Source organism: Aeromonas sp. 2692-1 (assembly GCF_013085505.1).
In the GTDB taxonomy this organism is placed as follows: domain Bacteria; phylum Pseudomonadota; class Gammaproteobacteria; order Enterobacterales; family Aeromonadaceae; genus Aeromonas; species Aeromonas hydrophila.
Window position 1 is genome coordinate 3,173,737 of sequence record NZ_CP038513.1, and the last position, 25,043, is coordinate 3,198,779.

Sequence of the window (25,043 nt, forward strand, 5' to 3'; positions counted from 1 at the left end):
CAAGAGGGGGATGTCCCTCACAAGATGCGGCCTGAACCCCGGTTCAGGCCGCACTTTATTTGGGGATTGACCAATAATATGTGAAAATTGCCCCCCTCTGTGTCAGCCCTTGCCCCGTACCCTATGAATGAGATCGTGAAAGGCAGTATCGATTTGATCCGTCAGCTCAACTATGGCCTGGTCTACGCCAGCCTGGAGGAGCACAAGGAGCTGTCCCGTACCGATCTCTCCCGTTTGACCGGCCTCTCGCCTGCCAGCATCACCAAGATCACCCGCGAGCTGCTCGACGGCGGTCTGGTGGTCACCTGTGGCGAGAGCTCGGTGGGGCGCGGTCGCCGCCAGACCCTGCTGCGCATCAACGAGCGCCGCTTCCAGTTTCTCTCCATGCGCCTTGGCCGTGGCTATGTGGACATGGCGCTGTTCGATCTGGCCGGCCGCTCGCTTGCCCGTCATCGCCATGTCTTCAGCGAAGGGGAGCGCGCCGACCTGCTGGCCAGTCTGGTGCGGGCCATCGAGGGCTTCTTGCCCAAGAAGGCGCTGCGCCTCGCCTGCATCGCCCTCTGTCTGCCGGGCCAGGTGGAGCGCCACTCCGGCATGGTCAAGCACTTCCCCTTCTACGATCTGCGCAACTGGCCGCTCGGTCCCACCCTGCAGGAGGCCTTCGCGGTGCCCGTGCTGGTGAGTGGCGACGTGCGCACCTGGATCCAGGCCGAGCGTGAGTGGGGGGCCGCCAAGAACTGCGCCGATGCGGTGCTGGTGTTCGTGCACAACGACATCGGGGTCGGCATGGTGGTCAACGGCCAGCTGATCGAGAGCGAGAGTGCGTTGCTCGGCGATCTCAGCCACCTGCAGCTCGAACCCTACGGTCAGCGCTGCTATTGCGGCGGCTTTGGCTGTGCCTGCACCCTGGTGACCAATCAGGCGCTCGAAGCCCAGTACCGGGATCTGCGCGAGCGGATGCAGGAGTACGATCTGCCCGAGAGCGTCACCATCCGCGAGCTGTGCGAGCTGGCGCTGGCGGGCAACAGCCTCTGTCAGGACATCCTCCATCAGGCGGCGGGGCGGCTCTCCCGGGTGCTCTCCAACCTCATCTGCCTGCTCAATCCGGGCAAGCTGCTGCTGGGGGGCGAAATCACCCGCGCCGATCGGCTGCTGTTCCCCATGCTGCACCAGTCGCTGGCAAGCCAGTTGCCGGCCGAATACCTGGTGCGGCTGCAGATCGAATCCACCCACTTCTACGAAGATCCCACCAAGCCCACCTCGGTGCAGGTGCACAAGGCCCTGCGCGACGGCAGCCTGCTGCTCGACTTGTTGCGAGGCGACAAGGAGGCATGAAGCTGGGGTTGCAAGGACGCATCCTCCTCATGCTCTGTCTGGTCAGTCTGCTGCAGCTGGTGCTGCTGAGCGGGGCCAGTTACTACTATGTGTCCGAGCAGCGCTACCGCGAGGTGGGGGATCAGGCCCTCGACGTGGCGCGGCTGGTGGCCCGCGAGCCGGGTGTGCTGGCCGGGGTGAAGCGGGCCGACACTGCCCGCCTCAATGTGCTGGTGGAGCGGATCCGCGCCGAGGTCGGCGCCAGCTACATCGTCATCGGCGATAAAGAGGCGCGCCGGCTGGTGCACCCCAATGCGGATCGCATCGGCCAGCCCATGATGGGGGATGATCCGAGGCGGGCGCTGCAGGGGGAGGCCTATATCTCCCGCGCGCAAGGGTCCCTCGGGGTCTCGGTGCGCGGCAAGAGCCCCATCCGCGATGAGCTCGGCCAGATCATCGGGGTGGTCTCGGTCGGTTATCTGGTGCGGGATATCGAGGCGGACCTGCAGGGGTTCCTGCGTTTCGGCCTCGCTATGACCCTGCTCATCGTGCTGCTCAACAGCCTGGCCGCCGCCTGGCTGGCCCGCCGTTACAAACGAGCCATCCTTGGCTTTGAGCCCGAGCAGATCGGCCGCCTCTATGCCGAACTCGACTGCACCCTGCGCACCGTGCGCGAGGGGATCCTCACCATCGACGAGCAGGGCCGGCTCACCTCCCTCAATCCCAATGGCATCCGTTTGCTGCGCCTTGACGAGCAGACAGCCCGGGCCGCTATCGGCCAGCCCGTCACCCGGCTGCTGCCGGAGAGCCGCATGCTCTCTCTCATTCAGGATCCGCGCCCCCAGTTTGACGAGGAGATAGTGCTCAACGGCCAGTCCCTCATCGTCAACCGGCTGCCGCTGGTGCGCGATGGCAAGCTGATCGGCGCGGTGTCGAGCTTTCGGCGCAAGGACGAGCTGGCCGAACTGAGCGCCCAGCTCTCCCAGGTGCAGGCCTACAGCGATCTGCTGCGGGTGCAGACCCACGAACACCACAATCAGCTCGGCACCATCGCCGGGCTCATCGAGCTCGGAGCCACCCGCGAGGCGCTCGCCTTCATCGGGCGGGAGGCTGCAACCGAGCAGAGCCTGCTCAGCTTCCTGATGAGCGCCATCGCCAAGCCCAAGGTGGCCGGCCTGCTGCTCGGCAAATACCACAGGGCTCACGAGCTGGGACTGGTGCTGGAGGTGGACCCGGATTCCCGCCTGTACGACATTCCCCTTCGCGTCAGCGGCTCCCAGCTGGTGACGGTGCTGGGCAATCTCATCGACAATGCCTTCGAGGCGACTCGTCGCCACGGTGCCCCCTACCAGCCGGTGCGGGTGGCGCTGAGCGATCTCGGCCAGGATCTGATCCTGGAGGTGGAAGATGGGGCGGGGGGGATCGATCCCGCACTGGCGGACAGGTTGTTCGAGCGGGGCGTCAGCAGCAAGGCGGAGCCGGATCACGGCATCGGTCTCGCGCTGGTGCGCAAGACCCTGGATGCCCTGCAGGGGCAGATCACCATCGAAGCCACGGCGCAGGGGAGTTGCGTCGTCTGTTACATTCCCAAGGAGGTGTGAGTGATCAAGATCCTGATCGTCGAGGATGACCCGGCCATTGCCGAGATCCACCGCCGCTTCGTGCAGCGGCTGGCGGGGTTCGAGGTGCTGGGGGTGGCGCTCACCCTGTTCGATGCCAGGGAGCAGATAGAGATCCTCAAGCCCGATCTGGTGCTGCTGGACGTCTGGTTGCCCGATGGCGAGGGCTTTGCCCTGCTGCGGGAGCTGCGTCAGGCGGGGGCTTCCCTCGACGTGATACTGCTCACCGCGGCGCGGGAGGCCGGCGCCCTGCAGGAGGCGATGCGGCTCGGGGTGGTGGATTTCATCCTCAAGCCCGTGGTGTTCGAGCGGCTGCGCGACACCCTCGACAAATATTGCCAGAACCGCGCCGCCCTGGCGGCGCTGGCCGACATCGATCAGCAGGTGGTGGATGCCCTGCTGGGGACGCCGTTGCAGCAGGTGGCGGCGGGCGGCCTGCCCAAGGGGATCGACGGACTCACCCTGCAGCGGGTGCTGGCGGCGCTGGGGTCGCAGGGGGCCAGCGCCGAGGAGATCGGCGGTCGGGTCGGGGTGAGCCGCACCACGGCGCGCCGCTATCTGGAGTTTCTGGTGGGCCAGCAGCTGGCGAGCCCGGAGCTGGAGTACGGCACCGTGGGCCGGCCGGAGCGACGTTATCGCCAGCCCTGAGCGAATTGCCACTCATCTCGTCTTGCCAATAAAAAGAGCGCCTGTCGGCGCTCTTTTGCTGTGTGAGATCCGTCAACTCAGCTCGGTTCGGATTGCAGTGTGGCGGCCGGTGCGCGGCGCGCCTGCCACCACTGCCACACGGGCAACAGCAGCATCACCAGGGTGACCAGGGTGAAGGCGAGGGTGATGGGGCGCTCCCACAGGAAGCTCAGGGAGCCGTCGTTGATCACCAGGGCACGGCGCAGGTTGTCCTCCAGCATGCCCCCCAGAATGAAGCCGAGCAGCATGGGCGCCATGGGGAAGTCCAGCAGGCGCAGGCCGATGGCGATCAGCGCCACCAGCGCCATCACATAGATGTCCATGGTGTTGAAGGAGACCAGATAGACCCCGATCAGCGAAAACAGCAGCACCATGGGGATGAGCACGGGGCGTGGCACCTGCAGGATCTTGGCCAGATAGGGGATGAGCGGCAGGTTGAGGATCAGCAGCACCACGTTGCCCAGGTACATGGAGATGATCACCGACCAGAACACGTCCGGGTGCTCCATGAACAGGCGCGGACCCGGCTGGATGCCGTAGGCGATAAGGGCCCCCAGCATCAGCGCCGTGGTGCCGGAGCCCGGGATCCCCAGGGTCAGCAGCGGTACGAAGGCCCCGCTGGAGGCGGCGTTGTTGGCCGCCTCCGGCGCGGCGATGCCGGTCAGGCTGCCCTTGCCGAACTCCTCCTGCCTGCGCTTGCTGGCGAAGTTGCGCTCGGCGCCATAGGCCATGAAGGAGGCGATGGTGGCACCGGCCCCCGGCAGCACGCCGATGAGGAAACCCATCACCGAGGAGCGGGCGATGGGGGGCGCTATCTCTTTGACCTCGTCCCTGCTCAGCTTGAGGGAGCCGAGCTGCTGGATCTTGCGCGCCTCCTCCTTGCTGGTGTCCTTGCCCGGGTGCAGCACCGTCATCAGGATCTCCGCCAGGGCGAAGGTGGCCATGGCCAGTAGCAGGAAGGAGAAGCCGTCGCGCAAGTCCGGCAGGCCAAAGGTGAATCTGTCCACCCCGACGCTGCGGTCGATGCCGACGGTGGAGAGCATGATGCCGAACAGCGCCATGATCAGCGCCTTGAGCACCTGGCCCTTGCCGGCAAAGGCCGCCACCGCCGAGAGCCCCAGCACCATCAGGGCGAAGTAGTCCGCCGACTGGAACGAGAGGGAGACCTTGGCCAGCAGCGGCGCCGCCACCATCAGGAAGATGGCGGACAGGGTGCCGCCGGTGAAGGAGGCGTAGGCAGCGATGGCCAGCGCCTTGCCCGCCTGCCCCTTGCAGGCCAGCGGATAGCCGTCGATGGCGGTGATCATGCTGGCGGAGCAGCCCGGGGTGTTGATCAGGATGGAGGAGGTGGAGCCGCCGAACATGGAGCCGTAATAGACCCCGGCCATCAAAATGATGCCGGAGGCGGGATCCAGCCCGTAGGTGATGGGGATCATCAGGGCGATGGCGGTGACGGGCCCAAGGCCCGGCAGCATGCCGATGAAGGTGCCGACGAAACAGCCGACGATCACCATGAAGATGTTGATGGGCAGCATGGCGGTGCCCAGTCCTTGCAAAATGCCGTCTAACATGGGTTCTCCTTATCCCAGCAACTGGGTGAACAGCCGGCCCGGCTCGAGGTAGACGTTGAGCCCCTTGGTGAGCAGGGCCCAGAAGATGAGGGTGAACGGCAGGCTCACCTTGCAGGCGAAGGCGAGGCTCTGCTCGCCCATCAGCCGGATCCCGCCGATGAGAAACAGGGTGGTGGCGACCAGAAAGCCGAGCCAGCCAAGGGCCAGGCCGTAGGTCAGCATCAGCAGCAGCAGGGCGAACACCAGCCGCCAGTTGCCGCTCTCCCGCTGCAGCCGCTCGCCGCCCGGAAAGCAGATCAGCAGCAGGGAGAGCAGGGCGCCGGCGCCGGCCAGGGCATAGGGCAGGGTGCTGGCGGTAAAGGGTTCATATTCGTCCCCGGGGTAGCCGGGGATCTGGGTGGCGTGATATCCGTAGGCGAGGGAGAGCAGCAAAAACAGCAGCCCCCCGAGTCGCTCCTTGGTCAGGTGCATGGGATGACTCCGATGGGCGGGCCAGGCCCGCCGACAGTGGGATTACTTGATGAAGCCGAGTTCGCGCATCAGGCCGCCGATCTGCTGCTCCTGCTGGATGAGAAAGGCGGTGAACTCTGGGCCGGCCTGGTAGAGATTGGTCCAGTTGTTGCGGGCACGGACCGTCTCCCACTCCGGCTTGTCATACATCTGCTTGAGCAGAGCGGCGAATTCGGCCGACTTGTCGGCGCTGACGGCGGGGGAGGCGAAATAGCCGCGCCAGTTGGCAAAGACCGTGGGGTTGCCCTGCTCGCTGAAGGTGGGCACCTCGCTCGCATCCGGCATCCGCGTCGGGGCCGTCATGCCGAGGATCCGCATTTGGCCCGACTTGACCGCCTCCATCGCCTCGCCAAAGCCGGTGGAGAGCACCTGGGTTTCCCCCGCCAGCACCGCCGCCATGGCGCTGCCGCCGGCATCATAGGCCACGTAGCGCAGCTTGCCGGCATCGGCCCCGGCATTTTTGAAGGTCATGGCCGCCACCAGATGATCCAGGCTGCCACGGGCGGAGCCGCCGGCAATCTTCACCTTGGCGGGGTTCTCCTGATAGGCGGCCAGCAGCTGGGGCCAGCTCTGATAGGGGGAGTCCAGCGGCACGGCCAGCGCCTGGTAGTCGGCGATGATGGCGGCCACCGGGGTGAGATCCCGGAACGATTGCGGCAGCTCCTTGGAGAGGGATTTGACGATGATGGGGGTGGAGTTGACCATCAGGGTCTTGTCGGACTGGGCCGAGGTCTCGATCAGGTGAGCGATGGCCTTGGCACCGCCACCGGCCGAGATGTTCTGGTAGGAGGCGGTGGTGATGAGGCCGGATTTGGTCAGCGCCTCGCCGGTGCCGCGGGCGGTGTTGTCCCAGCCGCCGCCGGCGCCGCCCGGAATGAGGAAGTGGATTTCGTCGATCTTGGCCTGGGCGCCGAGGCTGGCGGCCAGCAGGCAGCAGAGCAACGTGCGTTTGAGGGTTCCTTGCAACATGGTGTTCTCCTTGTGATTGTTGCAGGAAGGTTAATTAATCATGATTGGTCGGCAAACAATCTGACCGTAATGGCTATTAAGGCTGTTGTGGTCATTGTGTGCATTCTGGTCACGGCAATGTGAGGTTGGGCGATTGCGGGGCTGAAGGTGGCCAGGATGGAGCTTTGGTGACGGCTAAAAAGGCGCGCGGCTCCCCGTCAGACGGGGAGCCTCGCGGATGAAGGGCTGGCTTATCCCTGTGATGCGGGGGCGGCGGAGACCTTGTCGCCGCCGGTGCCCTGCTGCTTGATGGTCTCGGTCGCCTGCTGCCTGCGCTGCAACTGCTCCATCACCAGCTTGTAGGCGATGTAGTACTTGTAGATGTTGCCGACGTAGGTGACGGTTTCCGGCCCAATCTTCTCCGCCGCCACGTACTCGACGTTGTGAAACCAGACGTTGGGATCCAGCCCCCGTTTCTTGGCCTCGGTGCGCAGCCGTGCCACCCGGGCGGGGCCGGCGTTGTAGGAGGCGAACGAGAACAACGCCTTGTCGAGGGCCGTCATGGGCTCGTCTGCATAGTAGTGGTCGATCATCCAGCGCATGTATTTGACGCCGCCGTGGATGTTGGGCTCAAGCTGGCGGATGTCGCCCACTTTGAGCCCTTTGCCGGTGGCGGGCATGATCTGCATGATGCCGATGGCGCCGACGTGGCTGCGCGCCTTGTGATTGAGGGCCGACTCCTGATAGCCCTGGGCCGCCATCAGCAGCCAGTCCACCTCGTACTTCTCGCCATATTCGCGAAACAGATCCACCACCTGCAGAAACTTCTGGCGCTCGGCGTCGGCGGCGGCGCTCTTGACGAATTTGTTCTGCTTGAGATAGCGGGCCAGGATGGCGTCGCCACTGTGTTTGCCGCGCAGGGCGGCTATCTGTTCGTTGAGCATGGCCAGCAACTGCGGGCTCTCCTTGCGTACCGCCCAGGCGATGACCCCCCCTTGGCGGAACACCGGCTGTTCATGGATGCGGATGGCGGGGAAGATCTTCTGCCAGAACCGGGCCTTGTGCTCGTCCATGATGATGAAGGGCAGCAGGCCGGCATTGACCATCTCCACCAGATCTTCATCTTCCAGCGCCTCCGGGGCGGGCTGGATGTCGACAAGCGGCTCTCCCGCCGCCTTGCGCGCCTGGTTGTAGGCCGTGAGGCTCTCGAAGTAGCTGGAGGAGGGGCGCACGTAGACCCGTTGGCCGGCCAGATCGGCGGCGCTCTCCACCTTGGGGGAGGCCGGCCCCGAGATGAGCAGCTCCCGCACGTTCTCCAGCAGAGGGTCGGTAAAGAGCACCCCCTGCAGTTTGCGCCGCTCGGTGATGGTGAGGTTGGCGGCGGCGATGTCGCCCTTGCCCGCGATGAGGGCTCCCAGCAGGGCCTCGCGCGCTACCGGGATGAAGACCAGGTGCAGCTTGAGATGGCGCTTGAGGCTCTTTTGCTTGCGCAACTGCTCGTTGAGCCGCTTCTCCACCTCGATGAAGGCGTCGTAGGTGACGCCCCGCTGCACCCCCTTGTAGATGAAATAGCCGGTCTTGTTGTAGGTAGTGAGCACCCGGATGGTGCGCCGTGCCAGCATGGCATCGAGATCGCCAAGCAGGGGCTGGGCCAGCTGATCGCTGCTGAAGGCCAAGGCGGCCGGCTCGGAGTCGGCTTCCTCTGCGGGGGAGGTTTGTGCTGGCGTGGCGGCCTGCAGCGGGCCGCACAGCAGCCAGCCCAGAAGGATCCATAACCGTATCATGACGATGCCCTCGTGTGTTTCATTGAGTGTAAGCGGCATGGGGCGGGCGCTTTAGCTCATTGGGTTTGGTCGGTGAGGGGCACATAGCACGATAGGCCCTATCCTGCGGGGGCGAGGTGGTGGGGCTTAGGCGAAAAGGAGAGAGGCATGAACGAAAAGGGGAGCCATAACGGCTCCCCTTGAGTTGGTGTACTTGCTGCTAGATCGTTGGCACTAGAACCAGAAGCCGATGATGAAGGAGCCCGCCAGGGTCAGCATGACGTTGGCCACCGCATAGGTGCCGGCATAGCCGAGCGCTGGGATGGAGCTGTTGGCCGCCTCGTTCACCACGTCCATGGCCGGGGCGCAGGTGCGGGCCCCCGTGATGGCGCCGAGCAGCAGGGCCGGGTTCATCTTCAGCACCCAGACCCCGAACAGGTAACCCACCAGCACCGGCAGGGTGGTCACCAGCATGCCGGAGAAGAGCACCACGGCACCGACCTGGCTCAGGTGATCCAGAATGCCGCCGCCGGCTTTGAGGCCGGTGCTCACCATGAACACGGCCAGACCGAGATCCTTGGCCAGACGCAGGGCGCCCGGCGGCACGTAACCGACAGTGGGGTGGTTGGCGCGCAGGTAGCCCATCAGGATCCCCGCCAGCAGCAGGCCGACGGCGTTGCCCAGCCCAAACTCCAGCTGGCCGAATACCAGGGAGACGGAGCCTATCAGCAGTCCCAGCACGAAGAAGGTGGTGAAGGCCACCAGATCCGTGGTCTGGCTGTGGATGCTGATGAAGCCGATCTTGTTGGCCAGCAGCTTGACCCGCTGTTTCTCGCCGCTGATCTGCAGCACGTCGCCCTTTTGCAGCATGATGTTGCGATCGAACGGCATCTCGATCTGGGAGCGCACCACCCGGTTGAGGAAGCAGCCCTTCTCGGTGAGGTTGAGCTCCACCAGATGGCGACCCACCACCGCATCGTTTTTCACCACTATCTCTTCGGTGACGATCTGCAGGTCAAGCAGGTTGCGGTCAAACACCTCCTTGCCGTTGCGGTAGTTGACGTCGAGCTTCTCGTGGCTCTCTGGGTAACCCACCAGGGCGATCTCGTCCCCTTCCTGAATGACGGCGTCGCCATCCGGGCTCGCCAGGATGCCGTTGCGGCGGATCCGCTCCACGTAGCAGCCGGTGTGGGGGTAGATACCGGTTTCGCGCAGGGTGCGGCCGCCAATCCAGGCTGCCAGCTCCGGGCCGACCCGGTAGGCACGGATGATGGGCAGGTAGGTCTTGCGGCTCTCGTTGTCGGAGAGGCCGCGCTCGCGGGCGATCTTCTGCGCCTCGGTGTTGAGGTCGAGCCGTGCCAGCGAAGGCAGGTAGCGCACCACCAGCATCAGGCCTACCAGCCCCACCAGATAGGTCAGTGCATAGCCGATGCCCATGTTGTCGAGCACCGACTGCATGTCGGTCTGATGGGGCAGGTTGAGCAGGCCGCTGCGCAGGGCATCCTGCGCGCCCACTAGCGCCGGGGTCGAGGTGAGCGAGCCGGCCAGGATGCCGGCGGCCATGCCCGGCCCCAGGTTGAAGAACTTGGCCAGCCCCACGGTGAGGAAGAGGGCGGTCAGCAGGATCACCAGAGTGAGGGTGATGTAGTGGATGCCGTCACGCAGGAAGACGCTGAAGAAGTGCGGCCCCGCTTCTATCCCCACGCAGAAGATGAACAGCATGAAGCCGACGTTCTCCGTGGTGGCGGTGAATTCGAAGCCCATCTGGCCGAACAGCAGGGCGGTAAAGAGCACGCCGATGGTGTTGCCGATCTGGAAGTTGCCGAACCTGACTTTGCCGAGCAGCAGGCCGAAGGCCAGTACCACGAACAGCAGCAGGGAGTCGCTTTGATGTAGCAGTGTCACAAAATCTATGGTCATGCCCGGAAAAACCGAGGAAAAAAGTGGGGCCGATATTGTGCCGGATCCCTCACCAATAAAGAAGCGTCAAAGGAGGATTAATCGGCACTAACCCGCCACGTAGCCCGCCTGTGTGAGGGAAACTGCGGGGCGGGTCTGGTGATGACCTCTATTTCCCTCTGCCAGCCCCGCTGTCAATTAGTGATTCCTGCTATCTGTGATCCTCGTCTTTCCGCTCTGCTTGAAAATTTATTCTCTGCTGTTTGGCTGGGCGGTTTTCTGGTTTTTCAGCACATCTGACTGAAGGGGATGGCATGAGTCCGGGAGCCGATCGGTGGGTGTCGAGAGGGAGTGACCCATGTTGTGCGGGATAGCGAAAAGATATCTGCAAAAGGCATCTGTCGGCGGCGATGGCAACCCATTCAGGGGGGCGCTCAAAAACAGCAGAAAATCAGGTTGTCAGGGAAAAACATCGCCCGTCGCTGGCAATGGCCTGCCAGCCTAGGCCGTCATTGGCTTTGCTCTACTTACCCACAGAATCTGTGGATAACCCTGTTTATGAAACTTGGTGATCAGGCTGTATCCCGCGCCAATACTGGGCTGCAAGGACTGTTCAAAAAATACCTGAGATAAATTGTTTCTATAAAAATCAAATAGTTAGACGCAGCAGAACAAAACGCTGCCGGGGCGGATGAGGAATCAAAAGGGAGGCGTCACCGCGGGAGGCGGCTTGTGCATTAAAATTGGCAGAGGAAAGCACTAAAGTGGATAACTTGCACCGAGATGGTGAGGAGATTGGCTCCCCCGACTGGACTTGAACCAGTGACATACGGATTAACAGTCCGCCGTTCTACCGACTGAACTACGGGGGAACATCAGGCAAGGAGGAGCATCATACAGAGGTCGTATTTCGAGGTCAATAGCCGCTTCTTCCGGCAGAGTGGATACCCAGCCCACCCCATCTCGGAGTACACTTCTGCTCTTGCGTTTTTTTGCCGGGAGTCGTCATGAGCAAGTTATTCCAGCTGGCCAGCCAGTTTCAACCCGCCGGGGATCAGCCAAGGGCCATTGCCCAGCTGCTCGATGGCATCGAATCCGGCCTTGCCCATCAGACCCTGCTCGGGGTGACCGGCTCGGGCAAGACCTTCACCATGGCCAACGTCATCGCCACCCTCAATCGCCCTACCATGATCCTGGCTCCCAACAAGACCCTGGCGGCCCAGCTCTATGGCGAGATGAAGGAGTTCTTTCCCGACAACTCGGTGGAGTATTTCGTCTCCTACTACGACTACTACCAGCCGGAAGCCTACGTGCCGACCACCGACACCTTCATCGAGAAGGATGCCTCCATCAACGATCACATCGAGCAGATGCGGCTGTCGGCCACCAAGGCGCTGCTGGAGCGCCGCGACGTGGTGATCGTCGCCTCGGTGTCGGCCATCTACGGTCTGGGGGATCCGCAAGCCTACCTCAGCATGATGCTGCACCTGAAAGTAGGGGACCTGATCAATCAGCGGGATATCCTGCGCCGCCTTGCGGAGCTGCAGTACACCCGCAATGACATGGCCTTTCAGCGCGGCACCTTCCGGGTGCGAGGGGAGGTGATCGACATCTACCCCGCCGAATCTGACAAGCTGGCCCTGCGGGTGGAGCTGTTTGACGAGGAGGTGGAGCGCCTCTCTCTGTTCGATCCGCTGACCGGCGCCATCGAACAGACGGTAGTGCGCTACACCATCTATCCCAAGACCCACTACGCCACCCCGCGCGAGACCATCCTGGGAGCCATCGAGCACATCAAGGAGGAGCTCAAGAGCCGCCGTGAGCAGCTGTTGTCGCTGGGTAAGCTGGTGGAGGAGCAGCGCATCAGTCAGCGCACCCAGTTCGACATCGAGATGATGCAGGAGCTCGGTTACTGCTCCGGCATCGAGAACTACAGCCGTTACCTCTCCGGTCGTGCCCCCGGCGAGCCGCCGCCCACCCTGTTTGACTATCTACCGGGGGATGGGCTGCTCATCATCGACGAATCCCACGTCACGGTGCCGCAGATCGGCGCCATGTTCAAAGGGGACAGATCCCGCAAGGAGACCCTGGTGGAGTACGGCTTCCGGCTCCCCTCGGCGCTCGATAACCGGCCGCTCAAGTTTGACGAGTTCGAGGCGCTGATGCCGCAGACGGTGTTTGTCTCGGCCACCCCTGGCCCCTACGAGCTGGAGAAGTCCGGTGGCGATGTGGTGCAGCAGGTGGTGCGCCCCACCGGCCTGCTCGACCCCGAGATCGAGGTGCGTCCGGTCACCACCCAGGTGGACGACCTGCTCTCCGAGATCCGCAAACGGGTGGCGGTGGAGGAGCGGGTGCTGGTTACCACCCTCACCAAGCGGATGGCGGAAGATCTGACCGAATACCTGGCGGATCACGAGGTACGGGTGCGTTATCTGCACTCGGACATCGACACCGTCGAGCGGGTGGAGATCATTCGCGATCTGCGCCTCGGCAAGTTCGACGTGCTGGTGGGGATCAACCTGTTGCGGGAGGGGCTCGATATGCCGGAGGTGTCGCTGGTGGCGATCCTGGATGCGGATAAAGAGGGTTTCCTGCGCTCCACCCGCTCCCTCATCCAGACCATCGGCCGGGCGGCGCGCAACCTCAACGGCAAGGTCATTCTCTACGGGGATACCATCACCAACTCCATGCAGGTGGCGATCGAAGAGACCGAGCGGCGCCGCGCCCTGCAGCACGCCCACAACCTCGAACATGGCATCACCCCGACGGGGCTCAACAAGTCGGTGGGAGATGTGATGGACATGGGGGGTAGTCGCAGTGCTGGCAAGAGCGGGCGGGGCAGTCGCAAGGCCGCCGAGCCGCAAGGGGAGTACCATGCTCGTTCCGCCAGCGAGATCAGCAAGGAGATCAAGCGGATGGAAGAGCAGATGTTCCAGCATGCACGGGATCTGGAGTTCGAGCAGGCGGCAGCGCTGCGGGACCAGATCCAGCGGCTGCGCAACGAGTTGATCGAGAGTTGAGTGCCTTGCCGGGTGCCCGACGCTGGCTGATCTGGCGGCGTTTGCGCCGCCTCTATCGGGGTTTTCGTCACCCCGATACCCCTTGGTGGGCCAGGGGGCTGGTGATCCTGGTCCTGCTCTACGGCATCAGCCCGCTGGATCTCATCCCCGATGTGGTGCCATTTGTTGGCTGGCTCGACGATGCGACCCTGCTGCTGCTCTTGTTGTGGGGTTGGGAGTTATGCCTGCCAGGTGCCGTGAGGGCGGCGCTCGCCGAGCGGGAGTAGACCGCCTTGGCCGTGCCCGCTGCATCGCCCGTTGATTTGATGATGTCATGCCGGTTGTGTTTGGGTGTGATAAGAAAGAGCATGGTGGGGGAGATTGTGGCGCTCAATGCATTGGCGTAGACTCCACGCCGTTCACTTTATGGATATGAGAAAATGGATCTGATCCTGTTTGCGATTGATTTTATCCTGCACGTCGACGTGCACTTGAAAGAGCTGTTTGAAAACTATGGGATCTGGGTTTACGCCATCCTGTTTCTGATCATCTTCTGCGAGACCGGACTGGTGGTAACCCCCTTCCTGCCTGGTGACTCCCTGCTGTTTGCCGCCGGTGCGCTCACCGTGGGCAGCGTGCTGGATGTGCATACCCTGGCCGCCGTGCTGATCATCGCCGCGGTGCTCGGCAACGTGGTGAACTACACCATAGGTCACTTCTTCGGCGAGCAGCTGTTTCGCAATCCTGACTCCAAAATCTTCCGGCGGGATTACCTGGACAAGACTCACGCCTTCTACGCCAAGCATGGCGGCAAGACCATCATCATCACCCGCTTCCTGCCCATCGTGCGCACCTTCGCGCCCTTCGTGGCGGGCATGGGCGCCATGACCTATCCGCGCTTCCTGGCGTTCAATCTGGTGGGCGGTCTTTTGTGGGTCCTTTCATTCGTCTATGCCGGCCACTTCTTTGGCAATCTGCCGGTGGTGCGTCAGAACTTTACCCTGCTCATCTTCGGCATCATCGGCATTTCGCTGCTGCCCATGGTGATCGGCATGGTGAAGGCCAGAATGAACGCCAGCAAGGCGGCTTCCTGAGCACCCTGCGCCTGGCTGATGAAGCCGAATGACATAAAAAAGAAGGGAGCCACTGGCTCCCTTCTTTTTTGTACTGCTATCGGGCTTAGCTGCAGCAGCGACCCTTGACCAGATTGCCGATGGCCACCACGACGAACACCAGCAGGTAGGCGGCGAAGATGGCTACCAGCCACTGAGGCATGGAGAAGCTCAGGAACTGCCAGGTGACTTCGCTGCAATCGCCATCCGGGTAGAACATCCAGGGGATCCACTGATCCAGCGGCGCCCAGCTCGGGAAGTCGACAAAACCTTCACAGACGTTGAAGGGGGAGGGATTGACCTGATAATCCACATGCTTGAGCGCCAGTTTCAGGCCCCAGAAGGCACTGGATCCCCACAACAGCAGAGCGCTCCAGCGCACGTACCATTTCTGCGGTGCCACCATGCCGAGCAGCCCTGCGGTGAGGACTCCCAGCGTGGCGATCCGTTCATAGACGCACATGACGCAGGGATGCAGGCCCAGCACATGCTGGAAGAAGAGGGCGCTCAACTCGAGGAACAGGGCAGAGGCTGCAAGCAGACTCCAGGCCAGGCGATGGGCGGCAATACGGCGCAGAAACTCTATCATCTGGTTGATCTCACAGAAAAAACAGTGGCTGAATTAGAGCAGAGCAGGGGCCAAAAGGAAAGGGCCCGCATGGGCCCTTATGGCATCAATGCAGGGCGGGCAGTACCGCAGGCGTGACGTTGTCGAGCACCAGCCAGCCAGTCTGATAGAACCAGTCGGTGAGCGGCCCGAGCAGTATCTCCACCGAGAAGAAACCCACCAGTCCCAGCACCAGGGTATAGGGCAGAGCCATCCACACCATGCGCCCGTAGGAGAGGCGCAGCAGCGGTGCCAGCGCCGAGGTCAGCATGAACAGGAAGGCGGCCTGACCATTGGGAGTCGCCACCGACGGCAGGTTGGTCCCGGTGTTGATGGCCACGGCCAGCAGCTCGAACTGTTCGCGGCTGATGGCATTGTTGAGCAGCGCCGTCTTCACCTCGTTGATGTAGACGGTGCCGACGAAGACGTTGTCACTGACCATGGAGAGCAGGCCGTTGGCCAGATAGAAGAGCGCGAGCTGGGCGTCCGGCTCGGCGGCAAGCACCCACTGGATCACCGGTTTGAACAGCTGCTGATCGATGATGACAGCGACCACGCTGAAGAAGACGGCCAGCAGGGCGGTAAAGGGCAGCGCCTCCTGGAATGCCTTGCCGAGGGAGTGCTCTTCGGTGATGCCGGTGAGCGAGGTGGCCAGCACGATGACCGACAGGCCGATGAGGCCCACCGCCGCCAGGTGCATGGCCAGCCCCAGGATCAGCCAGAGGGCGATCGCTGCTTGCACGATGAGCTTGGCCTTGTCTTGGGCGGTACGTCCGGCCTCTTCATAGCGGTTGTAATCCTCCATGATGCGGCGTACCGCGTCCGGCAGCTTGGCGCCGTAGCCAAACCAGCGGCACTTTTCGACCAGAACACAGGTGAGCAGGCCGCAGATGAACACCGGCACCGTGACCGGAGACATGCGAATGGCAAACTCGCCGAAGTTCCAGCCCGCCTGCTCGCCGATGATCAGGTTCTGCGGTTCTCCTACCAGGGTGCAGACACCGCCGAGGGCGGTACCGATGGCGGCATGCATCATCAGGCTGCGCAGGAAGGCGCGAAAGTCGTCCAGATGTTGGCGATTGAGTTCGTTGACGGCGTCATCATCGGTGTGATCGTGCGGGTTGCCGAACTCCTTGCCAGAGGAGACCTTGTGATAGATGGCGTAGAAGCCGGTGGCGACGCTGATCACCACGGCGATCACGGTGAGGGCGTCGAGGAAGGCTGACAGGAAGGCGGAGACCAGACAAAATGCCAAGGAAAGCAGGGTCTTGGAGTGGATCCGGATCAGCAGCTTGGTAAACACATAGAGCAGCAGCTGCTTCATGAAATAGATGCCGGCCACCATGAAGACCAGCAGCAGCAGTACCTCGATATTGGCCACCAGCTCATGTTTGACCTGCTCGGCCGAGGTCATGCCGATCAACACGGCTTCGATGGCCAGCAGGCCACCGGGTTGCAGCGGATAGCACTTGAGGGCCATGGCCAGCGTGAAGATGAACTCGACGACCAGCAGCCAGCCGGCGATGAAGGGATCGAGGTAAAAGGCGATCGGGTTGATCAGCAGGAATAGAAGAATAGCGGCCTTGTACCACTGGGGCGCATTGCCCAGAAAGTTCCTGGCAAAGGCTTGCCCTAAGCTGATTGGCATAATAGTGGGTCTCTGTGTTGTGGTTGGTATCTGCGTCTATGCAGTCAAGACAGGCTCGACCAGAACATCCGGATGTTGTCCCTTATCAGATTGATTCCTCATGATTTTAATCAAAAAGAGCATTAACTATAAATAACATAGTCGGCCTTGCCCACGAGATTGGCCGTTTTATCGCCAACCGATGGGGCTGGCTGGCACCCATTGCAGCAATCAACACATATTTTTAACAAAATGGCCTGCTTATGTAAGCAGAGGACCGACCTTCTGCTTGCCAGCCCTCCCTGCTTTGCTATTATTCGTGAGCCTTTTTACGTACTACAACAGAGTCACTACATGGTCATAAAAGCGCAGAGCCCTGCAGGGTTTGCCGAGGAATATATCATCGAGTCCATCTGGAACAATCGCTTTCCTCCAGGATCCATCTTGCCGGCCGAGCGTGAGCTGTCCGAGCTGATTGGTGTGACTCGAACCACCTTGCGTGAAGTGCTGCAGCGTCTGGCCCGTGATGGCTGGCTCACCATTCAGCATGGCAAACCGACCAAGGTGAACAACTTCTGGGAAACCTCTGGCCTCAACATTCTGGAGACCCTGGCCAGGCTGGATCAGGACAAGGTGCCGGATCTGGTAGCCCAGCTGCTGTCGGCGCGCACCAACATCTGCACCATCTTCATTCGTGGCGCGATCCGCAACAATCCGGAGCAAGCCGCCGAGATCCTGCGCGGTGCCGACGCGGTAGAGAACTCCCCGGAAGCGTATGCAGAGTTTGATTATCGCCTGCACCACCAGCTCTCCTTTGCCTCCGGCAACCCGATTTATGCCCTGATCCTCAACGGCTTCAAGGGGCTATATAGCCGGGTAGGTCGTTACTACTTCTCCGACAAGCAGGCCCGTGAAGCAGCCGATGCCTACTACAAGACCTTGCTGAACCTGGCCGAGACCAAGAATCACGAGGCCGTGTTCATGACGGTACGTCAGTACGGCATCGAGTCAGGTAAGCTGTGGACCCGTCTGCGTCAGGACATGCCGAGCAATCTGTGCGACAACTGATGGCATTCTGATGCAAGAAAAACGCGCCAAATGGCGCGTTTTTTTATGGCGGATGGCTGGTTGCTCAAGCCGGTTTTTTCTCCGGGCAACGCCCGATGATATCGGCAGGCAGTTCACCATTGTCCTGCTCCAGCACCACATCGAATCCCCACAACTGGTGCAGATGCTTGAGCACCTCGTGACGGGAGTCCCCCAGCGGGATCCGGTTGTGCGGCACGTAGCGCAGCGTCAGCGAGCGATCTCCCTTCACCGCCACGTTGAATACTTGGATGTTGGGCTCTAGGTTGCTCAGGTTGTATTGGGCCGACAAGGTATTGCGCACCTGGCGGTATCCCTCGTCATTGTGGATGGCAGAGACCTTGAGATAGTTCTTCAGATCGTCGTCATCAATGGCGAACAGCTTCATGTCGCGCATCACCTTGGGGCTGAGAAACTGGCTGATGAAGCTCTCATCCTTGAAGTTCTGCATGGCGAAATGCAGGGTATCGACCCAGTTGCTGCCGGCATAATCGGGGAACCAGTATTTGTCCTCCTCGGTCGGGTTCTCGCAAATACGGCGCAGGTCGGTAAACATGGCAAAGCCGAGGGCGTAGGGGTTGATCCCCGAGTAGTAGCGACTGTTGTAGGGGGGCTGGTAGACCACGTTGGTGTGGCTGTGCAGCACCTCAATCATGAAGCGATCGCTGATCTTGCCCTCGTCATAGAGGTGATTGAGGATGGTGTAGTGCCAGAAGGTGGCCCACCCTTCATTCATCACCTGGGTCTGCTTTTGCGGATAAAAATACTGGCTGATCTTGCGCACGATGCGCACTATCTCGCGCTGCCAGGGTTCCAGCAGAGGGGCATTCTTCTCGATGAAATAGAGAATGTTCTCCTGTGGTTCAGCCGGGTAGCGCCTGTCTTCCACCCCGGAGGCCTTGTGCTGCTTGGGCAGGGTTCGCCACAGCTCGTTGACCTGGGTCTGCAGATAGTCTTCCCGTGCCTTCTGGCGCCGCTTCTCTTCGGCCAGCGAGATCTTCTGGGGCCGCTTGTAGCGATCCACCCCGAAGTTCATCAAGGCATGGCAGGAGTCGAGCAACTTTTCCACCGCATCGATGCCATGTTTCTCTTCACACTCGGTGATGTAGTTCTTGGCGAACAGCAGATAGTCGATGATGGAGGAGGCATCGGTCCAGGTCTTGAACAGATAGTTGTTCTTGAAGAAGGAGTTGTGGCCGTAGCAGGCGTGGGCCATCACCAGTGCCTGCATCGGCATGGTGTTCTCCTCCATCAGATAGGCGATGCAGGGGTCCGAGTTGATGACGATCTCGTAGGCCAGCCCCATCTGGCCACGTTTGTAGTTGCGCTCGGTGTGAATGAAGCGCTTGCCGAATGACCAGTGCTGATAACCGATGGGCATGCCGACGCTGGAGTAGGCATCCATCATCTGCTCTGCCGTGATCACCTCGATCTGGTTGGGGTAGGTATCCAGTCGATAGAATTTGGCGACCCGGGCTATCTCCTGATGGTAAATGTCCAGCAGGTCGAAGTTCCAGTCCGGGCCATCGTCCAGCGGTGCGACTTTTCTTGCGGTTTCTACCATATGACCTCCCTCACGCCGCTTGCTTCTTGAACAGCTCCCGGAATACCGGATAGATATCCTCTACCTTGCGAATGTGTTCCATCGCGAAGTGAGGGAACTCGCTGGCGACCGATTCATATTCGTGCCACAGCGTCTGATGGGCACGGGTGGTGATCTCGATGTAGGAGTAGTACCGCACTCGCGGCATGATGTCCCGCGCCAGGATCTCCCGGCACTGTGGTGAGTCGTCGGCCCAGTTGTCGCCATCCGAGGCTTGCGCCGCATAGATGTTCCACTGATGGGCAGGATAACGCTCGTTGATGATGTCGTTCATCATCTTGAGGGCGCTGGAGACGATGGTGCCGCCGGTTTCCTGGGAGTAGAAGAACTCATGCTCGTCCACCTCCTTGGCCTGGGTATGGTGGCGGATATAGACTACCTCGACGTTTTTGTAGGTCCGGCTCAGGAACAGATAGAGCAGGATGTAGAAGCGCTTGGCCATCTCCTTGGTGGCCTGATCCATGGAGCCCGACACGTCCATCAAGCAGAACATCACCGCCTGGCTGGAGGGGACGGGCCGCTTGACGAAGTTGTTGAATTTGAGATCGAAGGTGTCGATGAAAGGGACCGCGTCGATCCGCCGTTTCAGCTCCCTGATCTCCTTCTCGAGCTGGGCTATTTCGGCAAAATGTTCGTTGGGGTCTGCCGCCAGCAGGGCCAGCCTATCTTCCAGCTCATGCAGCTGGCGTTTCTTGCCGGCCTGCAGCGCCATCCGACGGGCCAGCGAATTTTGCAGCGAACGCACCACGTTGATGTTGGCGGGCACCCCGTTGGAGGTGTAGCCCGCCCGGTAGGTTTTGACTTCCATCAGCTGGTTGAGCTGGGTTTTCTGCAGCCGAGGCAGCTCGAGATCTTCAAACAGCAGATCGAGGTACTCATCCTTGGAGATCTGGAAGACGAAGTCATCCGCCCCTTCTCCCTGGTTGGAAGCCTGCCCTTCACCAGAGCCTTGACCGCCACCTCCTCCCTTGGGGCGGTCAATCTTGTCGCCGGAGACAAACTGGTCATTGCCGGGATGCACCATCTCCCGTTTGCCGCCTTGCCCCTGATGGAAATGGGGCTCGCCGATATCCTTGGTCGGGATGCTGATGCTCTCGCCCGTGTCTACGTCCTGAATGCTGCGCTTGGAGACAGCATCAGAGACCGCTTGTTTGATCTGCTTCTTGTAGCGGCGGATGAAGCGCTGCCGATTGACAGCGCTTTTGTTTTTGCCGTTGAGCCTGCGGTCGATAAAATGCGCCATAACTCCCCCTTGAACAGTCAGGGTCAGGATGACTTGCGTACCCTGAGATACCATTCGGAGAGCAGTCGCACCTGTTTGCGGGTGTAGCCTTTCTCCATCATCCGTTCGACAAAGTTATCGTGCTTCTTCTGCTCCTCGGCTGAGGTTTTGCTGTTGAAGGAGATAACCGGCAGCAGCTCTTCCGTGTTGGAGAACATCTTCTTCTCGATCACGGTGCGCAGCTTCTCGTAACTGGTCCAGTTGGGGTTACGGCCTGCATTGTTGGCCCGGGCACGCAGCACGAAGTTGACGATTTCGTTGCGGAAATCTTTCGGGTTGCTGATCCCGGCAGGTTTCTCAATCTTCTCCAGCTCGCTGTTGAGCGACGCGCGGTCAAACAGCTGGCCGGTCTCGGGGTCACGGTACTCCTGATCCTGGATCCAGAAATCAGCATAGGTGACGTAGCGGTCGAAGATGTTCTGACCGTACTCGGAGTAGGACTCGAGGTAGGCGGTCTGGATCTCTTTGCCGATGAACTCCACATAGCGCGGGGTCAGATAGCCCTTGATGAACTCAAGGTAGCGATCATGCAGCTCTTGCGGGAACTGCTCGCGTTCGATCTGCTGCTCCAGCACATAGAAGAGGTGTACCGGGTTGGCGGCCACTTCCGCGTGGTCGAAGTTGAAGACGCGGGAGAGGATCTTGAACGCGAAGCGGGTCGACAGGCCATTCATCCCTTCGTCCACGCCGGCGTAGTCGCGATACTCCTGATAGCTCTTCGCCTTGGGATCCGTGTCTTTGAGGCTCTCGCCATCATAAACCCGCATCTTGGAGTAGAGGCTGGAGTTTTCCGGCTCCTTGAGGCGCGACAGCACGGAGAACTGGCCCAGCAGTTCAAGGGTGCCGGGGGCGCACTTGGCATCGGTCAGCTCGCTGTTGACCAGCAACTTCTCGTAGATCTTCACCTCTTCCGACACACGCAGGCAGTAAGGCACCTTGACGATGTAGACCCGGTCGAGGAAAGCCTCGTTGTTCTTGTTGTTGCGGAACTGCTGCCATTCGGATTCGTTGGAGTGGGCCAGCAGGATGCCATCGAAGGGCAGGGCGGAGAGCCCCTCGGTCCCGTTGTAGTTGCCCTCCTGGGTGGCGGTCAGCAGCGGGTGCAGCACCTTGATGGGCGCCTTGAACATCTCGACGAACTCCATGATCCCCTGGTTGGCCTTGCACAGCGCACCCGAGTAGGAGTAAGCATCGGCATCATCCTGGGCAAAGTGCTCCAGCATGCGGATATCCACCTTGCCGACCAGCGAGGAGATGTCCTGGTTGTTGTCATCACCCGGTTCGGTCTTGGCGATGGCGATCTGGTCGAGGATGGAGGGGTTGACCTTCTCCACCTTGAATTTGGTGATGTCGCCACCAAACTCATGCAGTCGTTTGGCGACCCAGGGGGACATGATTGGGCGCAGATAACGGCGCGGGATGCCGTACTCCTTCTCCAGAATTTCGCCATCTTCTTCGATGTCGAACAGGCAGAAGGGGTGGTCGTTGACCGGTGAACCCTTGATGCGATAGACAGGCACTTTCTGCATCAGGGATTTGAGCTTCTCTGCCAGCGAGGATTTACCACCGCCAACCGGCCCCAGCAGATAGAGGATCTGCTTCTTCTCTTCCAGGCCCTGAGCGGAATGCTTGAGATAGGAGACAATCTGTTCGATGGCCTCTTCCATGCCGTAGAAATCTTTGAAGGCGGGATAGCGTGCCACGACGCGGTTGGAGAAAAGGCGACTGAGTCTGGGGTTGACCGAGGTGTCGATCATTTCGGGTTCGCCGATGGCGACCAGCAAACGCTCGGCGGCGGAGGCGTAGCAGGATTTGTCCTGCTTACACATATCCAGAAATTCCTGGATGGTGTATTCCTCTTCCCTGGCTTTCTCATATCGCTGTTGATAATGCTCGAAGATGCCCATAACTTTGCCCTCGTTATAGTCGCTTACCCTGAAAAGAGTGGATCACTACTTTTGTTCTGTTTACCTCATTAAGCCTAGTCAACAGCCCCCAGTAATCCATCACCAACTATTGGTTTAAATTTGCAAGGGTACTTCCCGACCCAATGCGGGAAGGCGCAATCAGTGACACACCTATGTTACTGACTGTTAAATTATTTTTGCCACGATAGTGAGGTAAATGTCAAAGACATAAAAAATAAATGTTTGTCAGAAAATGGAAATGACATCGCGTTTATTTGGGAGACTGGCTGCAGCACAGACGGGGCAAGGGGGAGGGCGTAGATGAGACGAACCGGCATTACGTTTACGTGCGCGGAAAGTGTTTTGTTTGGTGTTTTAGCTCTAATTTTTACATTGACGCTACATTGAGACTGCTCTAGATTGGCCCTGTGTCAGGCAGTCAGCGCTTTAGCAAGAGAGTGGCTGGTTGCTGATACAAAGCTCTGTTTAAGCACGTTTCCGTTGGCTTGACCCTCGCAGATGCGAGGGTCTTATTTTTTTTGGGGCTCCACCCGATGTTTAGTCGCTTATTCCTGTTGGTGAGCGGCATAAATGTTGGATACGGCTGCCAGCACATCGGCAAAGGGGTGGGACGCCAGCTGGCCGAATCCAGCCAGGCTTCTGGCCTTGAGCCGGGTGGTGAGCGGGGTGGTGATGCCGCACAGGAAACGCGTCAGGATGCGGGGATCCCGGCTGTGACACAGGGCTACCAGCGGATCGCACCAGGCTCTGAGCCCCTGTTCATTGGGGAGTGTCCGGCTGGGTAAGGAGGGAAGCTGTGCCACCTCTCCCCGACAGACTGAGCAGTGCCCGCAATGGGTGGGCGCGGCCTGATCGGCAAAGTAGCGGGCCAGCTCATGGCTCAGACAACTGCTGTAGGTAAAGAACCCCAGCAATGCCTGCAGACGCGCCAGCTCGCTTTGTTCTTTCTTTTCAAACAGTGCGTGCAGCTGATCGGCCAGCGGTGCTATGTCCAGATCTTGCTGTAGCACCCGATAGACCTCGGTCATCTGCTTGCTCTCCAGCTCGATCCAGCCTTGCTGCTGTAGGTAATCCAGCGCGGCAGCGGCCCGCGACCGCTCTCCCTGATAACCCTGCCAGAGCGCCTCGAAGTCCATGGTGCACCAGCTGCGCGCCTGCGGGGCACTGGCGAACACTTGCTCCAGAAACTGGCGTCGCGCCGGATTGAAACGGGCCAGGATGTCGGCCTTGTCCAGCACGAACTTGAAGCGGTACTCGGCAAAATAGCTGTAGGCCGGCGCTATGATGCCCGCCATCTCCAGGTAGACCAACAGGGTCTTGAGCGGCAGCTGGCGGATATTGGTGTCGTTGGAGAGGCGCAGCAAGCCAAATTCCCACTCGCTGCCGCTTTGCTGCAGGATCTCGAGCAAGGTGACGATGGCCGCTCTGTCCGGGGTGTCGCCATAGACGAAGTTTTCCAGCACCGGCAACTGGCTGCGATTGGCCAGTACCATGCAGCGGGAAGGCAGACCATCCCGGCCGGCGCGGCCTATCTCCTGACTGTAGTTTTCGATGGATTTGGGCAGATCGTAATGGATCACCCGGCGAATGTCGGCCTTGTCGATCCCCATGCCGAAGGCGATGGTCGCCACGATGCAGTCCAGTTTGCCGGCCATGAAGTCGTGCTGGATCTGGCTGCGCAGGGTGGCATCGAGCCCGGCGTGATAGGCGCGCGCCCTGATGTCGGCTTGCTGCAAGCGGGTGGCGCACTGCTCTGCGGTGTGCTGCAGGGTGACATAGATGATGGTCGGTGCGGCGGGGTCACGAGCCAGCTCGGCATGCAGCCAGCTATCGCGAGCCTCGTCAGGCAGCGGTACCACGGCCAAGTCCAGGTTGGCGCGATAAAAGCCGGTGACGATGAGTCCCTCATCCTCGATCTCGAATTTGGCCTGCATGTCGGCCATGACCGCCGGGGTGGCGGTGGCCGTCAACAGCAACACCTGCGGGATCTGCAATTCACGGCGGTAATCCGGCAGCTTGAGATAGTCAGGGCGAAAGTTGTGGCCCCACTCCGAAATGCAGTGGGCTTCGTCCACCACCAGCATCGACAGCGGCACCTGTTGGATGAAACGGCGAAAGCGTTCGTTTTTGAGCCGCTCTACCGAGATCATCAGGATCTTGAGCTGGCCATCGCTGGCCTGCTGCATCACCCGGCGGCTCTCCTTCGGGGTCAGGCTCGAGTCGAGGGTAGCGGCGGCGATCCCTTTGCTACGAAGGAAGGCGAGCTGATCATGCATCAGCGCAATCAGCGGCGAGATCACCAGGGTCAGATGGGGCAGGGCAAGCGCCGGCAACTGATAACAGAGGGACTTGCCGGAGCCGGTGGGGAAGATAGCGGCGGCACTCTGGCCGGCCAGTAATCGGCTGATCACCGCCTCCTGTCCCGGTCTTAACCGATCGAAGCCGAAGTGACGGGTCAACAGGGATGAGATCATGGCAGGGCTCCAGC

Annotated in this window: 18 protein-coding genes and 1 tRNA gene; 7 read left to right on the forward strand and 12 right to left on the reverse strand. The window is 60.8% G+C overall.

The window, feature by feature from the left end; translation table 11 throughout:
- The first annotated feature begins 123 nt into the window (after positions 1–123).
- From E5E97_RS14995 to E5E97_RS15005, 3 genes are read left to right on the forward strand one after another with little or no spacing between them, the layout of a single operon-like run.
- The gene (locus tag E5E97_RS14995; protein WP_024944477.1) at positions 124–1,335 is read left to right on the forward strand and encodes an ROK family transcriptional regulator; all 1,212 of its coding nucleotides are present in this window, start codon (positions 124–126) and stop codon (positions 1,333–1,335) included.
- Entirely contained in the window at positions 1,332–2,915 is a 1,584-nt protein-coding gene (locus E5E97_RS15000; protein WP_171280497.1) for a sensor histidine kinase, read from the forward strand. Before E5E97_RS14995 ends, E5E97_RS15000 begins: the two co-directional genes overlap by 4 nt.
- The gene (locus tag E5E97_RS15005) at positions 2,916–3,581 is read left to right on the forward strand and encodes a response regulator (protein ID WP_171280498.1); all 666 of its coding nucleotides are present in this window, start codon (positions 2,916–2,918) and stop codon (positions 3,579–3,581) included. It abuts the gene before it with no gap.
- Positions 3,582–3,658: 77 nt separating this feature from the next.
- Here the strand turns inward: E5E97_RS15005 and E5E97_RS15010 are convergent, their stop codons facing one another.
- The 6 genes from E5E97_RS15010 to E5E97_RS15035 all read right to left on the reverse strand — a co-directional run bounded on the left by E5E97_RS15010 (position 3,659) and on the right by E5E97_RS15035 (position 11,183).
- Positions 3,659–5,191, reverse strand: a complete 1,533-nt coding sequence (locus E5E97_RS15010) for a tripartite tricarboxylate transporter permease (protein ID WP_171280499.1) — start codon at positions 5,189–5,191, stop codon at positions 3,659–3,661.
- A gap of 9 nt (positions 5,192–5,200) precedes the next feature.
- Positions 5,201–5,662: a tripartite tricarboxylate transporter TctB family protein gene (locus tag E5E97_RS15015; RefSeq protein ID WP_118881333.1), complete on the reverse strand. Its 462-nt coding sequence runs from the start codon at positions 5,660–5,662 to the stop codon at positions 5,201–5,203.
- Between the two features lie 42 nt (positions 5,663–5,704).
- The gene (locus E5E97_RS15020; protein ID WP_118881332.1) at positions 5,705–6,670 is read right to left on the reverse strand and encodes a tripartite tricarboxylate transporter substrate binding protein; all 966 of its coding nucleotides are present in this window, start codon (positions 6,668–6,670) and stop codon (positions 5,705–5,707) included.
- A 230-nt stretch (positions 6,671–6,900) separates the two neighbouring features.
- A complete protein-coding gene (locus E5E97_RS15025) occupies positions 6,901–8,433 on the reverse strand; it encodes a lytic transglycosylase F (protein WP_171280500.1) in 1,533 nt (510 codons plus the stop codon).
- Positions 8,434–8,646: 213 nt separating this feature from the next.
- Entirely contained in the window at positions 8,647–10,332 is a 1,686-nt protein-coding gene (locus E5E97_RS15030; RefSeq protein ID WP_011706282.1) for an aspartate:alanine antiporter, read from the reverse strand.
- A 775-nt stretch (positions 10,333–11,107) separates the two neighbouring features.
- Positions 11,108–11,183 (reverse strand) — tRNA-Asn (locus E5E97_RS15035).
- Between the two features lie 135 nt (positions 11,184–11,318).
- On the opposite strand from E5E97_RS15035, the gene uvrB reads away from it, so the two are divergent.
- The 3 genes from uvrB to E5E97_RS15050 all read left to right on the forward strand — a co-directional run bounded on the left by uvrB (position 11,319) and on the right by E5E97_RS15050 (position 14,404).
- Positions 11,319–13,331, forward strand: a complete 2,013-nt coding sequence (gene uvrB, locus E5E97_RS15040; RefSeq protein ID WP_011706281.1) for an excinuclease ABC subunit UvrB — start codon at positions 11,319–11,321, stop codon at positions 13,329–13,331.
- Positions 13,328–13,597, forward strand: a complete 270-nt coding sequence (locus tag E5E97_RS15045; RefSeq protein WP_011706280.1) for a YkvA family protein — start codon at positions 13,328–13,330, stop codon at positions 13,595–13,597. Before uvrB ends, E5E97_RS15045 begins: the two co-directional genes overlap by 4 nt.
- A gap of 153 nt (positions 13,598–13,750) precedes the next feature.
- Entirely contained in the window at positions 13,751–14,404 is a 654-nt protein-coding gene (locus E5E97_RS15050) for a DedA family protein (protein ID WP_011706279.1), read from the forward strand.
- 85 nt (positions 14,405–14,489) lie between these two features.
- Here E5E97_RS15050 and dsbB read toward each other — a convergent pair whose 3' ends face one another.
- Together dsbB and nhaB are read right to left on the reverse strand one after the other, a co-directional pair.
- Entirely contained in the window at positions 14,490–15,011 is a 522-nt protein-coding gene (gene dsbB / locus E5E97_RS15055; RefSeq protein ID WP_016350563.1) for a disulfide bond formation protein DsbB, read from the reverse strand.
- A gap of 85 nt (positions 15,012–15,096) precedes the next feature.
- Positions 15,097–16,677, reverse strand: a complete 1,581-nt coding sequence (gene nhaB / locus E5E97_RS15060; protein WP_118881329.1) for a sodium/proton antiporter NhaB — start codon at positions 16,675–16,677, stop codon at positions 15,097–15,099.
- Positions 16,678–17,010: 333 nt separating this feature from the next.
- Here nhaB and fadR point away from each other — a divergent pair, with 333 nt between their 5' ends.
- Positions 17,011–17,724: a fatty acid metabolism transcriptional regulator FadR gene (gene fadR, locus E5E97_RS15065; protein WP_016350565.1), complete on the forward strand. Its 714-nt coding sequence runs from the start codon at positions 17,011–17,013 to the stop codon at positions 17,722–17,724.
- A gap of 64 nt (positions 17,725–17,788) precedes the next feature.
- Here the strand turns inward: fadR and E5E97_RS15070 are convergent, their stop codons facing one another.
- From E5E97_RS15070 to E5E97_RS15085, 4 genes are all read right to left on the reverse strand, one after another.
- Positions 17,789–19,306 carry a SpoVR family protein gene (locus tag E5E97_RS15070; RefSeq protein ID WP_118881328.1) on the reverse strand — a complete coding sequence of 506 codons (1,518 nt, stop codon included), beginning with the start codon at positions 19,304–19,306 and terminating at the stop codon, positions 17,789–17,791.
- A gap of 10 nt (positions 19,307–19,316) precedes the next feature.
- Entirely contained in the window at positions 19,317–20,588 is a 1,272-nt protein-coding gene (locus tag E5E97_RS15075) for a YeaH/YhbH family protein (protein ID WP_016350566.1), read from the reverse strand.
- A 23-nt stretch (positions 20,589–20,611) separates the two neighbouring features.
- Positions 20,612–22,534 (reverse strand): PrkA family serine protein kinase, encoded by a 1,923-nt coding sequence (locus E5E97_RS15080; RefSeq protein ID WP_011706273.1) that lies wholly within the window; start codon positions 22,532–22,534, stop codon positions 20,612–20,614.
- A gap of 566 nt (positions 22,535–23,100) precedes the next feature.
- The gene (locus tag E5E97_RS15085; RefSeq protein ID WP_118881327.1) at positions 23,101–25,029 is read right to left on the reverse strand and encodes an ATP-dependent DNA helicase RecQ; all 1,929 of its coding nucleotides are present in this window, start codon (positions 25,027–25,029) and stop codon (positions 23,101–23,103) included.
- Between the last annotated feature and the right edge of the window lie 14 nt (positions 25,030–25,043).